Here is a 15,185-nt window from a genome sequence, read left to right as displayed (position 1 = left end):
GCGACTGCGGCCGGCCGCGAGCTGTCCGGGTCGACGGTGGACGGGTGGGCCCAGGCGTGGCAGGTGCCGGCCGGTGCGTCCGCGGTGGCGCTGCGCTACGCCTCGGGCGAGGTGTTGCGCTGGACGGCCGGCGCCGGAGCCTGCGGCTGGCTCGTGGTGGTCGCGCTCGCGCTCTGGCCGGTGACCAGGACGCGGCGGCCGCGGGGCCCCGGCAGGTGGGGACGGCGGGACCACGCGATGGTCGGCCGCTCGACCCAGGCATAGGTCGCGGCCCCGAGCGGGATCGAGATCCCCAGCACCCACACGAGCCGCCACAGCAGGCCGATCACGCCGTCGGGGAAGGCGATGTCACGCTCGAGCACGACGATGACCGGCAGGTGCCAGAGGTAGATGCCGTACGACCAGCGGCCGACGGCGGTCGACGCGCGAAGACGCAGGATCCGGTTGACCGGCGCGGACACGGGCGAGAGGACCGCCGTCACGAGCAGGAGCAGTGCGATGGCCGCGGCACAGACGACCCGCACCTGGTGCTCGACGTAGGAGACGGCTGCGAAGCCGTTGGGCCCGGCGACCGACGAGGTGGCCAGCAGCACGGTCGCCACGGTCAGGAGCGGCAGCGCCCACGGGTCGTCGCAGACGCGCTTGAGCCGGTCGAGGGACACCAGCTCGGCGCGCTCACCCTCGACGAGGTGCGCGACCATCGCTCCTCCGGCGAAGCAGAACAGGAACGCGGGGAGCCAGAAGGAGTAGGTGAGGTACTGCTCGAGGTCGTTGACCTCCACCCAGCGCCGGTAGCCGAAGGAGATCGGGATCGACACGCACAGCAAGGCCGCCGTGAGGCGGAACCCGGCACGGGTGCTGAGCCGCCGCGCCATGAGCGCGGCCGCACCGCCCAGCAGCGGGAGCGCGACGTACCAGGACAGCTCGGTCCCGAGGCTCCACGTCTGGAACAGGGAGGTCCGCAGGTCGTCCTGAGGGGTGTAGATCCAGGTCAGCGTCACGGCCCGGAACCAGTCGCCGGCACTCTGTGGCCGGTCGTGGGGATAGACCACCGACACGACGGCCAGGACCACCAGATAGGCCGGGAAGATGCGCAGCAGTCGCCGGCGCCCGAAGTCGACGATGGACGGTCGATCGGCGGTCCGCATCCCCCAGCGTGCCCAGGGGCGGTAGAGGAGGAAGCCCGAGAGCACGAACAGGCTGACCGGGCCGTACTCCGGCACCCCGAGCCACGAGTACTCGGTCAGGACCGAGGTGTGGATGAGCACGACCATCAGCGCCGCGAACCCCCGCAGGCCGGTGAGGCTGGCGATCTCGGCTGCGCGCCTGGCCCGTGCCTCGTCGGCGGGGGTGTCCTCCCACTCGACCGCGGTGCTCGCTACCACGCGGGCGATTAGATCACGGCCGCGGCCGGGCCGGGGACGTTCACCGCGGACCGTCACCGCCGACCGTCAGCGGGTCGCGCCAAGCGCAGCATGGGCGGCGCGACCCATCGGCTACAGTCGCGCCGTGCCGCAGCAGTCCTCGTCCGCTCAGTCGGCATGGTCGCCGACCTTGCGACGGTCGGTGCGCCTGTTCCGCGCCTTCCGGGTCGAGCAGACGCAGCCCGACGTCTTCTACGGCCAGCTCGCCGACGACGCGGTCGGGCACGTGTCCCATTACGCCGACCTGCGCGGCGCCCGGATGCTCGACGTCGGTGGCGGGCCGGGCTACTTCCGCACCGCGTTCGAGGGCGCGGGAGCGACCTACTTCGCCCTCGACGCCGACGTCGGTGAGCTCTCCGGTCTCGGCGGCATCGCCCCGCGCACGGTGCTGGGCAGCGGCATGCAGCTGCCGTTCGCCGACGCCACCTTCGACATCTGCTACTCCTCCAACGTGCTCGAGCACGTCGACGACCCGTGGCGGATGGCGGACGAGATGGTGCGGGTGACCAGGCCGGGCGGTCTGACGTTCATCTCCTACACCGTCTGGTTCGGCCCGTGGGGAGGCCACGAGACGTCGCCGTGGCACTACCTCGGCGGCCGACGCGCCCGGCGCCGCTACCGGCGCCGCCACGGCCACGAGCCGAAGAACAGGTTCGGCGAGTCGCTCTTCGCGGTCACGGTGGGTGCCGGCCGGGAGTGGGCGCGCAGCCAGACGGCGGCCGAGGTGCTCGACGTCGTGCCGCGCTACAACCCGGCGGCCGCGCGCTGGCTCTCCAGGGTTCCGGTGCTCCGCGAGGTCGTCACCTGGAACCTGGTCATCGTCCTGCGCCGGCGATGAGCTCTCCCTCCCCGCACGAGCCTGCCCACGAGTCGCCGTCATCGGTCACCTGGCGCTTCCGGCTGTTCGTCTGCTCGCTGGTGCTGGTCGCCCTGGCCTTCGCCCAGCGTCCCGGCCGGCTGGTCAGCGACACCAAGTTCGACCTCGTCGCCGACCCGGGCGCCATGCTGGCGCGCGCCCTGCACATGTGGGACCCCTCGGGTGGGTTCGGGCAGGTGCAGAACCAGGCCTACGGCTACCTCTTCCCGATGGGCCCGTTCTTCTGGCTCGGCGACCTGGCCTCGGTCCCGGCCTGGGCCGTGCAGCGGGCGTGGTGGTCGCTGCTCCTGGTCGTCGCCTTCCTCGGCGTCGTCAAGCTCTGCGGCGCGCTGGGCCTGGGCAACCCCACGGGTCGGATCGTCGCCGGCTTCGCCTACGCGCTGTCCCCGAGGATCCTCGCCACGCTCGGCCCCATCTCGATCGAGGCGTGGCCGATGGCGCTCGCGCCGTGGGTCCTCGTGCCCCTGGTCATCGGGGCACAGCGAGGCTCACCGCGTCGCGCGGCCGCCCTGTCCGCGCTCGCGGTCGCGGCCGTGGGCGGCGTCAACGCCGCCGCCACCTCGGCGGTCCTCCCGCTCGGGGTCATCTGGCTGCTGACCCGCGCCCCCGGACCCCGCCGGAGGGCGTTGCTCCTGTGGTGGCCGGTGCTGGTGGGGGTCGCGACGCTCTGGTGGCTGGTCCCGCTCTTCCTCCTCGGCAACTACAGCCCGCCGTTCCTCGACTTCATCGAGACCGCGGCGGTGACGACGTTCCCCACCACTCCCTTCGACGTGCTGCGCGGGACCTCGCACTGGGTGCCGTACGTCGACGCGACCTGGCAGGCCGGCAACGACCTGATCGCCACCGGCTACGTCGCCGTCAACGGAGCGGTGCTCCTGGTGCTCGGACTCGTGGGGCTCTCCCTGCGCAGCAACCCGCACCGCCGGATGCTGGTGCTCGGCCTGCTCAGCGGGCTCGTCCTGGTCTCGCTCGGGCACTCCGGTGCCGTCCACGGCTGGTTCGCCGACGCCGAGCGCTCCCTGCTGGACGGCGTGCTCGCCCCGCTGCGCAACGTGCACAAGTTCGAGCCGGTCATCCGGCTCCCGCTCGTGCTGGGGCTGGCCCACGTGCTCGGGGTCGCCGCCGCTGGTCTGCGCGCGCCCGACCCCGGCCGGCGCGGCTGGCGCTCGCGCCTCCAGGACGGGCAACGCGTCGCCCACACAGGCCTCGTCGTGCTGGCGAGCGTCGCGGTGGTCGGTGTGGCGAGCCCGGCGCTGGCGGGGCGGCTGGCGCCGGCGCAGGACGTCGAGGCGGTGCCCGGCTACTGGGAGCAGGCCGTGTCGTGGCTGGAGGAGCAGGACGCCCGCGAGCGTGGCACCGCGCTGCTCGTGCCGGGGTCCAGCTTCGCGACCTATCTCTGGGGCACGACGGAGGACGAGCCGGTCCAGTCCTACGGGGTGTCCGGGTGGGCGGTCCGCAACGCCGTCCCGCTGGCACCGCCCGGCAACATCAGGATGCTGGACGCGGTGGAGCAGCGGCTCGCGAGCGGGCAGCCGTCCGCAGGGCTGGCGCCGTTCCTCGCCCGAGCCGGCGTGGGTCTGCTGGTGGTGCGCAACGACCTGCGCCCGAGCGACGACGTGCCGCTTCCCGTGCTGGTGCACCAGGCGCTCGAGGCCTCACCGGGCATCGAGCGCGTCACCGACTTCGGTCCCGACGTCGGGGGACCGGTCCGGCTCGAGTCGGAGCGAGGGACCACCCTCGTCGCGGAGGGCGGCTGGCACTCGTCCTACCCCGCCGTCGAGGTCTACGAGGTCGTCGGCGCCGAGGACGCCGTCCTCGGCAGCGCCCCGCCGGTCGTCGTCGGCGGCCCGGAGGACCTGCTGGGCCTGCTGGACGCCGGGCTGCTCGGCAGCGAGCCCACGGTGCTGGCTGCCGATGTGGACACCGACGACGGTGCTGCGGACGCCCGAGCGGGTGGCGTCCTGCTGACCGACGGCATGCGCCGGCGCGAGGCGACGTTCGCCCGCGTGCACGACGGGCGCTCGGCCACCCTGGAGGCGTCCGACGACGGCCGGCGCGGCGCACCCGCACGCGACTACGTCGCAGGCGACGCGACGGCGTGGGAGACCACCGCACGCCTCGTCGGCGCGCGTTCCGTCACCGCCTCCGGGTCGCGGGCGTACGCCGACACGGTCGGTCCGGTCCGGCCGGAGACGCTGCCCTATGCGGCCTTCGACGGCCGCCCCGGCACCCAGTGGGAGTCGGGTCCGCCCCGCGGTGGCGAGCCGTGGGTGGAGGTCGGGCTCGATGAGCCGATGGAGCTCGACCAGGTCACCGTGCTCACCGGTGAGACCGGGGCCGACGACCCGCTCACGATCGTGGTGGAGACCCAGCGGGGCAGCTCCGAGCCGGTGCGCGCCCCCGCGGGCGAGGCCGTGGTCGTCCCGCTGCCGGACGGCACGACGTCGTGGCTGCGGATCCGTGCGGCCGACGCGGACGCCTCGCGGCCGGCGCGGGAGCTGGCGATCGCCGAGGTGGTCGCCGAGGGTCTCGACGTCGACCGCACGCTCGTCCTGCCGCGGGTGCCCGCGGCCTGGGGTGCCCCTGAGCACGTGCTGCTGTCGGCCGGGTCCGCCGTCGACGCGTGCGTCCGGGTGGACGACGACGTGCGCTGCGCTCCCGACCGGGCGCGCCCCGACGAGGGCGGCGGCGTGATCGACCGCACGGTGCGGCTCGGCAGCGGCGCGGACTACGAGGTGGCGATGCAGGTGCGGCCCGTCGCCGGTGACGCGCTGACCGGGCTGATGCTGCGTGACCAGCTCGTCAACGTGACCGCGTCCTCGACAGCCGTGGCGGACGCGCGGGCTTCCGGTCTGGCCGCGATCGACGGACGGACCGGCACCACCTGGCTCGCCGACGAGGACGACGCCGAGCCGACGCTGAGCCTCACCTGGATCGGCAAGCGCGACGTGCGGGGGCTCCGGCTCTCGCTCGACCGCCAGGTGGCGGCCTCGCGGCCCACCCGCGTCGAGGTCACTTATCCCGGGGGCCGGCAGGTCGTGCGGCTCGACGCGGCCGGACGCGCCGACCTGGCGCCCTTCCGCGCCGATCGGGTCGCCGTGCGGGTGCTGGCGGAGGAGCGCGCCTACGGGCGTACGCGCGGCGGCGACCTGGTGCCGCTGCCCGTCGGGGTGAGCGAGCTGCGGTTGACGGGCGTCGAGGTCGTCCCGCTCGCGCTCTCCGACACCCCGGTCGACATCGGCTGCGGCTTCGGTCCGACCCTGCGGGTCGGCGACACCCTCTTCGCCAGCAGCGTCACCGCCTCCCCGCGCCAGCTCTTCGACGCGGAGGCGGTGTCGGCGCGGGCCTGCGGTCCCGAGACGGCGCGCCTCGACGCCTCCTCCACCCGTGTCGTGGCGGCGCCGGCGCCGGCCTTCCGTCCCGTCGAGGTGACGTTGTCGCGGCCGGGAGCCGCGGAGCCGGGCACCGCCGAGGTCGCGACCCTGAGCCGGCAGTCGCCGGTCGCCGCGACCGCCGAGCTCCCCGACGCGGACGGCGGCGTGCTCGCGGTGCGGCACAACGTCAACGCGGGCTGGCGGGGCGAGCTCCCGGACGGCTCGACGACCGATCCGCTGGTCGTGGACGGCTGGCAGCAGGGCTGGCGGGTCCCGTCGGGGGTCACCGCCCTCGACCTGCGCTACGTCCCGGACCGCACCTACCGCGCGGCGCTCGCCGCGGGCCTGCTGCTCCTGGCCGGCCTGGCCCTGGCGGTGCTCGTCGTCCGGCGCCGCCCCGGGCGGCGGCTGCCGCCCGCAGGGACCAGAGTGGGTCGGTGGGCGGTCCCGATCGCGGGCGCACTCGCCCTCGGACTGGTGGGCGGCTGGTGGGGCGTGGCCTGCGGAGCCGCGGGCGCAGCGGCCTCGATCGCCGCACGACGCCGGCTCGCGGCCCCGACGGTGGCGTGGGCGGCGGGCCTCCCGGTGGTCGCCGCGGGGCTCGTCTACTGGTGGCGGCCGCTCGGCTCGGCGGACGGCTGGGCGGGTGCGCTGCTGCTGCCCCAGCTGCTGGTCGCGGTGGCGCTCGGGGCCCTCGTCGTGGCCGACGTCGACCTGCGTGGCCAGACGTCCCGCAGCCGCAGCGCGGGGCGCTCCACGGCACGGTGAATCACCTCGGCCACCACGAGCGAGGCCGTCAGGGTCAGGGCGAACAGCTCGATGCCGCGACCCTCGAACAGCCCCACGCCGCGCCAGTCGGCGATCAGCTCCAGCAGCAGCAGGTGCACGCAGAAGATGCCGTAGGACAGGTGGCCCACGTGGCGCAGCGCCGGCGACGAGAGCGCCCGGACGAAGCGCCCGTCGGCAGGTGCGAAGACCGCGGGCAGGATGACGAACCCGGCGATCGCGGCGTAGAGGAGGTTCTTCGTCAGGGCTGCCCCGAGCGTGGTCGGGGTCAGGTCGGCCGGACCGGCCAACGGGGTCGCGGCGACGACGAGCAGGGCACCCGCTGCCAGCCAGCACAGGCCGGGGGAGCGGCCCAGCTCGCGGACCACGGCCGTGACGCGGTCCGCGGCGGCGCCGCGGTCCTCACGTGAGCGTACGTCCAGGGACGCCAGCGAGATGCCGACGGCGAACCACACCAGGTAGGACGGCAGCCACAGCCGGATCATCGTGTCCCCGCCGTCCCAGCGCACGGACAGGTCCATCAGCCACACGATGCTCATCGCCGTCATCACCAGCGCGACACGACCCAGCCGGTCGTGCCCGGGCCGGGTCCGGGCGAGGGCGAGCCACATCAGGACGGGCAGCAGCAGGTAGAAGGCCACCTCGGTGGCCAGGCTCCACATCTGGGTGAGGCCGTCGGGCAGGCGGTCGTCGACGTAGATGTCGGCGAGCAGCAGCGTCTGCACCCACTGGCCGAGCCCGGCCCCGCGATTGCCCGGCAGGAGGACCAGGGCGGCGACCACCGTCACGACGTAGACCGGCACCAGCCGGAGGGCGCGCTTCCACAGATAGTGCGACGCGGACGGCGGCGGCAGCCCCGCGCGGTGCCGGGCGATCCACGGGCGGGAGAGCAGGAACCCCGACAGCACGAAGAAGATCGCGACACCCACGTCGAGTCGGGCGAGGGCCGTGCCCCAGACGGGGTGGGCGTAGGCCCCGGCCCAGAAGGCGGCGTGGGTGGCCAGGACGGCCACGGCCGCCAGTGCCCGGAGGGAGTCGAGCGCAGGGAAGGTGACCGGGGATCCCGGACGGGGCGCGCTCGACATGGGGCGAGTGTTCCACGCGACCGCAGGTCCCCAGCACTACTGTTCGCGCATGCTGCTGCTCAGACGAGGCCGTGCCGTGCTGTCCCGGGTGGTCTCGGAGTCCCGGGAGCGGGGCGTGGGGGAGGTCGTCGGCTCGTGCCTGCGGTGGGCGAGCGGTCGGGTGACCGGGCGCCCTGCGCGGGGCCGCGACCACGGCTCCTTCGCGTGGGACGGACGGCGCCTGCCCTACTTCGTGCACGACTACCACTACACGTGGCTCAACGAGCGAGCCGTCGAGGTCGCCCTCGCCCTCGACCTCCTCGAGCGGCACCCCGGGGCCACGGTGCTGGAGATCGGCAACGTGCTCGGCCACTACGTGCCCCTCGAGCACACGGTCGTCGACAAGTACGAGCAGGCGCCGGGCGTGCTCAACGAGGACGTCGCCGACCTCGACCTGGACCGGCGCTTCGACCTCGTGCTGGCGATCTCCACACTGGAGCACGTCGGCCTCGACGAGGACGAGGTGGACGAGGACAAGCCGCTGCGGGCCCTGGAGCGGCTGCGCGCCCACGTCGCACCCGGCGGGCGGCTCTGGGTGACCCACCCCGTCGGCTACAACGCCTCGCTCGACGACCGGCTGCGAGCCGGCGTTCCGGGGGTCGTGCGGATGCGGGCGCTGCTGCGCGACCCGTCGCGCAACGAGTGGCGCGAGGCGGCGGTCGAGGACGTGTGGGACACGCCCTACGACCGGCTGCTCTACACCGCGCACGCGATCGTGGTGGCCGAGTTCGACGCCGCGCAAAACCGTCTCGTCGAGTCTGGTGCCGACGAGGTGACTGGCTGGTAACGTTCGCGCGTCGTATGAGGCCGAACACATTCTTGAGGAGCTCAGGTGGGTAAGAAGCTGGCCGTCGTCTTGACGGGGTTGGGCGTCTTCGTCCTCGGGGTGGCGTTGCTGGCCCGGTTCTATGCCTACGACCGATTGGCCGTGGTTCCGCTCGACCAGGACACCGTGTCGGTGTCGGAGGGCCCCGGCGCCACGATCTTCGACATCGCCAGTCAGCAGGAGATCAACGTCGACCTCGTCTCCACGCGCAACGTCGTGGGTGACGTCGAGGCCTCCGAGGCGGCGAGCGAGGAGCTCGGCCGAGACGTCGCCGTGTGGGAGACCCTGGTCTACACCGACGAGCCCGGCGCGGAGATCAGCGCCGACAGCCCGCCGCGCTCCGGCACCCACGACCTCGTCGCGTTCGACCGTCACACGGGCGAGACCATCAAGTGCTGTGACACCTACACCAGCACCTCGGCCGACGACCGCGGGGTCGAGACCAAGGACACCATCGGCTTCGAGGGCCTCTACTTCAAGTTCCCCTTCCAGACCGAGAAGAAGACCTACGAGTTCTGGGACGGCTCGCTCCTCGAGGCACCCGAGATCGAGTACAAGGAGACCGAGAGCATCGAGGGACTCGACGTCTACCGCTTCGAGCAGGTCATCCCGCCCACGCCGGTCGGCACCATCACGGCCCCCGCCTCGTTCTTCGGCATCGACGAGGACGGCGACGTCACCCTCGACCGGATCTACTCCAACACCCGCACGCTGTGGATCGAGCCGGAGACGGGCGTGATCATCCGCGGCCAGGAGGACCAGCTCAGCGTCGCCGAGTACGAGGGCGAGCAGATGGCGACCCTCACCGACGTGACCATCGGCTACAACCCCGAGACCATCTCCGACAACGTCGAGACCTACTCCGCGCTCGCCACACAGCTCAAGCTGGTGCGCATCTGGGTCCCGATCGTCGGCGGCATCCTGGGTCTGCTCCTGCTGATCGCAGGGATCGTCATGCTCCGCGCGCGGCGCTCCCACCCGCACGAGGCGCGCTGACGCCGAGGGTCACTCGCAGGTGGTCGGGTCGCGGTGGGGCCGTGCCGCCTCGCGCCCGTCCGGTCGGCCGTCGCCGTCGGTGTCGGCCACGGCCGGGTCCGTCCGCACCATCCGGCCGTCGGCGAGCCGGTAGCCCTCGACCTCGCGGCGGTCGGTGATGGTGTCGCCGTCGGTGTCGCGCACGTAGGGCAGGCTCCTCGTGCGCAGGCGCGCGCGGACCGTCCCCCCGCACGGGACGACCGACTGTCGCAGCACGTAGCCCCTGACCTCCCGGCCGTCACGGAGCCCGTCGCGATCGGTGTCCGCGCGAGCGGGGTCGGTGCCCGTACCGAGGTCGTGGCCCGCGAGCCCGAGCGACATGACCAATGTGCGGGCGAGCAGCGCGTGCCCGGCATCGGTGGGGTGGACGCGGTCCGGGCCGATGAGGTCGTCGGGGTCGGCGCCCAGGGCGTCGTGCGCCTCGAAGGCGGCGCCCAGGTCGAGGAACGTCGTGCGCGGCAGCCGCGATGCCAGCTGGTGCAGCGCGTCGCCGTAGGCCTGCCAGGTCGAGACGTCCACCTGGTAGCGGCGCACCGGCTGGAGCAGCAGGTGGCAGGGAGGACGGGTGCTGGCGGCGTCGATCCGGGCGACGGCAGCCTCCACCTGCGCCACGAAGGTGGCGGGGGGCAGCCGGGCGATGGTGTCGTTGGACCCGATCATGTGGACCACGCAGGTGGGCTGTCCCACGTGGACCGCATAGGCATGGGCGTCGGTGACGTAGGTCGCCGCGGTCGACCCGCCCACGGCGCCGTTGACTCCGTGGATGCCGGGCGTCTCGTCGGGATGCTCCACGCTCTCGCGCAGGCTCTGGGGCGCGGCCGTCGGGCCCGGGCCGGCCGGGAACCGGTCCTGGAGGCGGCGGACGGCCTGCGCGACGAATCCCGCAGCCGGCGAGCTGGCCCCCACGCCGTACGTCGTGGACGAGCCGACGAACATCAGCCGGACGGGCTGGCTCCGGCGCCGGGCCAGGGCGGTCGTCAGCGGGATGAGGGCCGGCCGCGAGACGGCGGCTGAGCCGAGCTCGGCCAGGTCGGTGAGCCCGTCCCGGTCCTGGTCGGCAGCAGCCCGGGCCTCGATCGCGGGTGCGGTGGCCTGCGCCGGTCGCCCCTGCGCCGGCGTCGCGACCACGCACGTGCTCGCACCGACGAGCGCGAGGGCACACCACGACAGCGCCCGGCTGGGCTGGGGTGTGGACACCGGCGCAGGCTACCCGGACGGCTGGGCGGGCCCGCCCAGCCGAGCGACGAAGATCGCCGTGCCCGGGGTCAGCAGCCCGCGGACGCGTGACCAGCCGCCCCACACGCGGTCGTGGTCCTCGGGCCACTCGGGCTCGACGAGGTCGACCAGCCGGAACCGGTGGGTGGCGAGCAACCGCACCCAGTCGCCGATCGTGCGGTGGTGCTCGACGTAGGACACCACCCCGGTGGCGTCGTCGACCTCGACGTAGGGCGTGCGGTCCCAGTAGGACTGGGTCGCGGTCAGGCCCGCCTCGCCTGGGTCGTCGGGGAACATCCAGCGCGTCGGGTGGGTGACGGAGAAGGCGAAGCGCCCGCCCGGGCGCAGCACGCGGGCCACCTCGGCGACGGCGACGTCGATCTCGCTGACGAACTGCAGGGCGCCGAAGGAGCAGAAGACGACGTCGAAGCTGCGGTCGGCGAAGGGGAGCGCGGTGGCGGTGCCGCGCACGGACGGGACCGGGACGCCCGTCTCCTCGTCGAGGCGCAGCGAGTGCTGCAGCTGGCGGTGGGACAGGTCGAGGCCGAAGCCGCGGCCGCCGTGCAGGCGCACCCAGCGCGAGCACTGTCCGGCGCCGCTGCCGACCTCGAGGACGTCGAGGCCCTCCACGTCGCCGAGCACCCGGAGCTCGTCCTCGGTGTGGCCCTCGGGCCCCCAGACGAACCCCGCGTCGCCGAGGAAGGCGCCGTGGGTGGCCTGGTACTCGTCGGCGTAGCGGTCCCAGTCGGGACCGTTGGCGAGGCGCGACTCCTGCTCGGAGACAGACCGCCGCTCGACACGCACGGACTGGGGCAGGTGATCCTCCACGTTCCGGAGCGTACTTCCCGCCCGCCGGTCGCGCGGACGGGGCGTGGCACGATGCGGGGCGATGAGTGCCTTCGACCCCACCCTCGTCCCCCTGGCCGGCGGTCACTCGGGGCGGACCTTCCTCGGCGAGGCCGGCGGGGAGCGCGCCGTCGTACGCCTCTACCCGCCGGACGACCCGCGCGGCGCCGCCGCGCCCGAGGTGGACCAGGCGGCGCTGCAGCTGGTGCGCGGCCTGCTGCCCGTGCCCGAGGTGCTCGAGGTGCGGCGGGCCGACCCGGCCACGGGACACCCCGGGCTGCTGGTGACGTCGTGGCTGCCGGGGGAGCGCGGCGACCTCGTCATCGAGCGACTCACCGCCGCCGGTGACGCCGAGGCGCTGCGCCGGCTGGGCACCCGCACGGGCGCGGTCGCGGGCACGCTGGCCGGGATGCCGATGCTGCGCCCGGGTCCCTTCGCCGACCCCGATCTCGGCCTCGGCCGCTTCCCCGACATCGGCCTGTTCGAGTGGGTCGAGTCGCGGCTGGCGCACTGGCCCGAAGAGGAGCGCGCGGCCCTCGGGGACGTGGCGTGGCCCGCCCAGGAGCTGCTCGACACGGTGCGGCGCTCGTGCCTGGTCCACAGCGACCTCAACCCCAAGAACCTGCTGGTCGACCCGCACACGCTGGAGGTGACCGGCGTGCTGGACTGGGAGTACGCCCACGCCGGACACCCGTGGACCGACCTGGGCAACCTGCTGCGGTTCGACCGGCACCCGGACTACGTGGATGGGGTCCTCACCGCGTGGACGTCACTGCGCGGGGGCGAGCGCGACGCCGCCCTCGAGGGCGCCCGCGCCGCGGACCTGTGGGCCCTGGTCGACCTCGCCGCGCGGGAGGGGGAGAACCCCGTGGCGGACCGGTCGGCGACCCTGCTCCGGGCCGTCGCGGCTGGCGGCGACCTGCACGCCTGGCCCTTCGGCACCTGAGCGTCGGGCGGGGCTGCGGCGCCCGCGGGCGGCAGCGGTCGCTGAGCGTGGGCTGAGCGTGCGGCGCCGGTTGGACGCGATGGTGCGCGCACGCGTAGGCTTGGGTGTTGCGTCAGTCGTCTGCCCGGCTTCCATACCGAGCGAACTCGGGCTCGCCGCGTCACCGCGTGTGATCAGTCACCGTCGGAGACCAGTGAAACGGACCGCTGCACGCGTCCGCACGACTCCATCCATCCAAGGGAACCTCCTTCCACATGACGAGCACCCTCTCCACTCTTCCGGACTACGACGCCCCCCAGGTGGCGATCAACGACATCGGGTCCGAAGAGGACTTCCTCGCGGCGATCGACGCGACCATCAAGTACTTCAACGACGGTGACATCGTCGACGGGACCATCGTCAAGGTGGACCGCGACGAGGTCCTCCTCGACATCGGCTACAAGACCGAGGGCGTCATCCCCTCGCGCGAGCTGTCGATCAAGCACGACGTCGACCCCAACGAGGTCGTCAGCGTCGGCGACAAGGTCGAGGCCCTGGTCCTCCAGAAGGAGGACAAGGAAGGCCGCCTGATCCTGTCCAAGAAGCGTGCTCAGTACGAGCGTGCCTGGGGCACCATCGAGCAGGTCAAGGAGGAGGACGGCGTCGTCGAGGGCACCGTCATCGAGGTCGTCAAGGGTGGCCTCATCCTCGACATCGGCCTGCGCGGCTTCCTCCCGGCGTCGCTGGTGGAGATGCGTCGCGTGCGCGACCTGCAGCCCTACGTCGGCCAGACGCTCGAGGCGAAGATCATCGAGCTCGACAAGAACCGCAACAACGTGGTCCTGTCGCGTCGCGCCTGGCTCGAGCAGACCCAGTCCGAGGTCCGCCACGGCTTCCTGACCCAGCTCCAGAAGGGTCAGATCCGCAAGGGTGTCGTCTCCTCGATCGTCAACTTCGGTGCGTTCGTGGACCTCGGCGGCGTCGACGGCCTCGTCCACGTCTCCGAGCTGTCGTGGAAGCACATCGACCACCCGTCCGAGGTCGTCGCCGTGGGCGACGAGGTCACCGTCGAGGTCCTCGACGTCGACATGGACCGCGAGCGTGTCTCCCTGTCGCTGAAGGCGACGCAGGAGGACCCGTGGCAGCACTTCGCCCGCACCCACCAGATCGGCCAGATCGTGCCCGGCAAGGTCACCAAGCTGGTGCCCTTCGGCTCGTTCGTCCGCGTCGAGGAGGGCATCGAGGGCCTGGTGCACATCTCCGAGCTGGCCGAGCGCCACGTGGAGATCCCCGAGCAGGTCGTGCAGGTCAACGACGACGTCATGGTCAAGATCATCGACATCGACCTCGAGCGTCGCCGGATCTCGCTGTCGCTCAAGCAGGCCAACGAGACCGCTGCCGCCTCTGACGTGGAGGAGTTCGACCCCACGCTCTACGGCATGACGGCCACCTACGACGAGCAGGGCAACTACGTCTACCCCGAGGGCTTCGACCCCGAGACGGGCGAGTGGCTCGAGGGCTTCGACGAGCAGCGTGCGATCTGGGAGGACCAGTACGCCAAGGCGCACGCCCGCTGGGAGCAGCACGTCAAGCAGCAGGCCGAGGCCAAGGTCGCCGAGGCTGAGGCCGGCGAGGCCACCTCGTACTCCTCTGGTGGCGACACCGCGGCCGAGACCGGTGACGAGACCGGCGGTTCGCTCGCCTCCGACGAGGCGCTGCAGGCGCTCCGCGAGAAGCTCACCGGTGGCCAGGCCTGATCGCCTGAGCACCTGAACAGCACCACCACGACGGCCCGCCGGGACTCCCGGCGGGCCGTCGTCGTACGTCCTGAGCCGCCGGTCAGGGTGCGTCCGCTACAACTGGCCCATGACTGATCGCGGCACATCCGCCTTGGTGCTCGGCGGAGGAGGCATCACCGGCATCGCCTGGGAGCTCGGCATCCTCACCGGACTCGCCCGCGAGGGGGTCGACCTCACCGGCGCGGACGTCGTGGTGGGCACGTCGGCCGGCTCCGTGGTCGGTGCCCAGGTGACCGGCGGCCCGTCCCTGGAGGAGCTCTACGCCACCCAGCTCGAGCCCGCCGACGCCGAGCTCGGCGGGCGGCTCTCGCGCATCGCGGCGCTCAAGCTCGTCCCGCCCTACGTCCTGCCCGGCAGCGGACGCGACAAGCTGGCGCGCGTCGGCCGGGTGGCCCTGGCCTCGCACGCGCCGGGCAGCGTCGACCGCGAGGCCGTGATCCGCTCGCGCCTGCCGGTCCGGGCGTGGCCCGAGCGCGACCTGCGGATCACCGCCGTCGACACCACCAGCGGGGAGTTCACCGTCTTCACGCGCGACTCCGGCGCCGACCTCGTCGCGGCGGTCGCGGCGAGCTGTGCGGTGCCGACGGTGTGGCCGCCGGTCGAGATCGACGGGCGCACCTACATGGACGGCGGCATGCGCTCGACCGCCAACGTCGACGTGGCCGCGGGCGCCGAGAGGCTCGTGGTGCTCGCGCCCCTGCCGCGCTCGGTCAGCCGGAAGGTGTCCATCCGGGCGCAGGTCGAGCGCGTCGCGCCCCGGGCGTGGTCGGTCGTGACCCCCGACGCCGAGGCGCTGGCCGCCTTCGGTCGCAACCTGCTCGACCCGGCCAAGCGCGCCGTCGCCGCCGAGGCCGGGCTGCGCCAGTCGCGCGACCTGGTCGACCGGGTCGGCGCGGTCTGGGCAGCCTGAGCGGGCTGGTCGGTCCGCTCGCCGGCGGCACGCAGCCGGGGCCC

At 73.4% G+C, this 15,185-nt stretch carries 10 protein-coding genes and 1 pseudogene; 7 read left to right on the top strand and 4 right to left on the bottom strand.

The features are described 5' to 3' along the window. Positions 1–95: 95 nt before the first annotated feature. Positions 96–1,385: an acyltransferase family protein gene (locus AC4H2S_RS11115; RefSeq protein WP_491497037.1), complete on the bottom strand. Its 1,290-nt coding sequence runs from the start codon at positions 1,383–1,385 to the stop codon at positions 96–98. 124 nt (positions 1,386–1,509) lie between these two features. On the opposite strand from AC4H2S_RS11115, the gene AC4H2S_RS11110 reads away from it, so the two are divergent. Next, positions 1,510–2,262 carry a class I SAM-dependent methyltransferase gene (locus AC4H2S_RS11110; protein ID WP_491497036.1) on the top strand — a complete coding sequence of 251 codons (753 nt, stop codon included), beginning with the start codon at positions 1,510–1,512 and terminating at the stop codon, positions 2,260–2,262. Further along, positions 2,259–5,504: pseudogene (locus AC4H2S_RS11105) on the top strand (alpha-(1->3)-arabinofuranosyltransferase domain-containing protein); the annotation flags it as partial. The gene AC4H2S_RS11110 and the pseudogene AC4H2S_RS11105, both read left to right, overlap by 4 nt. A 776-nt stretch (positions 5,505–6,280) precedes the next feature. Here the strand turns inward: AC4H2S_RS11105 and AC4H2S_RS11100 are convergent. Then, the gene (locus tag AC4H2S_RS11100; RefSeq protein ID WP_491497035.1) at positions 6,281–7,546 is read right to left on the bottom strand and encodes an acyltransferase family protein; all 1,266 of its coding nucleotides are present in this window, start codon (positions 7,544–7,546) and stop codon (positions 6,281–6,283) included. Between the two features lie 49 nt (positions 7,547–7,595). Here AC4H2S_RS11100 and AC4H2S_RS11095 point away from each other — a divergent pair, with 49 nt between their 5' ends. Both AC4H2S_RS11095 and pgfA read left to right on the top strand, forming a co-directional pair. Beyond that, on the top strand, positions 7,596–8,372 hold the full coding sequence (locus AC4H2S_RS11095; protein WP_491497034.1) for a class I SAM-dependent methyltransferase: 777 nt from the start codon (positions 7,596–7,598) through the stop codon (positions 8,370–8,372). Between the two features lie 45 nt (positions 8,373–8,417). Then, positions 8,418–9,407, top strand: a complete 990-nt coding sequence (pgfA, locus tag AC4H2S_RS11090) for a cell envelope lipid trafficking protein PgfA (protein ID WP_491497033.1) — start codon at positions 8,418–8,420, stop codon at positions 9,405–9,407. 9 nt (positions 9,408–9,416) lie between these two features. Here pgfA and AC4H2S_RS11085 read toward each other — a convergent pair whose 3' ends face one another. Then, entirely contained in the window at positions 9,417–10,643 is a 1,227-nt protein-coding gene (locus AC4H2S_RS11085; protein ID WP_491497032.1) for an SGNH/GDSL hydrolase family protein, read from the bottom strand. Positions 10,644–10,652: 9 nt separating this feature from the next. After that, positions 10,653–11,489 (bottom strand): class I SAM-dependent methyltransferase, encoded by an 837-nt coding sequence (locus tag AC4H2S_RS11080; protein WP_491497031.1) that lies wholly within the window; start codon positions 11,487–11,489, stop codon positions 10,653–10,655. Between the two features lie 61 nt (positions 11,490–11,550). Here AC4H2S_RS11080 and AC4H2S_RS11075 point away from each other — a divergent pair, with 61 nt between their 5' ends. From AC4H2S_RS11075 to AC4H2S_RS11065, 3 genes are all read left to right on the top strand, one after another. Then, on the top strand, positions 11,551–12,453 hold the full coding sequence (locus tag AC4H2S_RS11075; RefSeq protein WP_491497030.1) for a phosphotransferase family protein: 903 nt from the start codon (positions 11,551–11,553) through the stop codon (positions 12,451–12,453). 254 nt (positions 12,454–12,707) lie between these two features. After that, positions 12,708–14,189 carry a 30S ribosomal protein S1 gene (gene rpsA / locus AC4H2S_RS11070; RefSeq protein ID WP_491497029.1) on the top strand — a complete coding sequence of 494 codons (1,482 nt, stop codon included), beginning with the start codon at positions 12,708–12,710 and terminating at the stop codon, positions 14,187–14,189. A gap of 109 nt (positions 14,190–14,298) precedes the next feature. After that, the gene (locus AC4H2S_RS11065; RefSeq protein ID WP_491497028.1) at positions 14,299–15,141 is read left to right on the top strand and encodes a patatin-like phospholipase family protein; all 843 of its coding nucleotides are present in this window, start codon (positions 14,299–14,301) and stop codon (positions 15,139–15,141) included. Positions 15,142–15,185 lie beyond the last annotated feature (44 nt).

This window comes from Nocardioides sp. Z13_37 (genome assembly GCF_058355585.1).
Note: the sequence above shows the minus strand (reverse complement) of the source record. Positions and strands in the feature narration are given on the sequence as shown.

Coding starts and splice junctions, on each gene's coding strand:
- AC4H2S_RS11065 (WP_491497028.1), top strand. CDS start 14,299: ATGACTGATCGCGGCACATCCGCCTTGGTGCTCGGCGGAGGAGGCATC.
- AC4H2S_RS11075 (WP_491497030.1), top strand. CDS start 11,551: ATGAGTGCCTTCGACCCCACCCTCGTCCCCCTGGCCGGCGGTCACTCG.
- AC4H2S_RS11095 (WP_491497034.1), top strand. CDS start 7,596: ATGCTGCTGCTCAGACGAGGCCGTGCCGTGCTGTCCCGGGTGGTCTCG.
- rpsA (WP_491497029.1), top strand. CDS start 12,708: ATGACGAGCACCCTCTCCACTCTTCCGGACTACGACGCCCCCCAGGTG.
- AC4H2S_RS11100 (WP_491497035.1), bottom strand. CDS start 7,546: ATGTCGAGCGCGCCCCGTCCGGGATCCCCGGTCACCTTCCCTGCGCTC.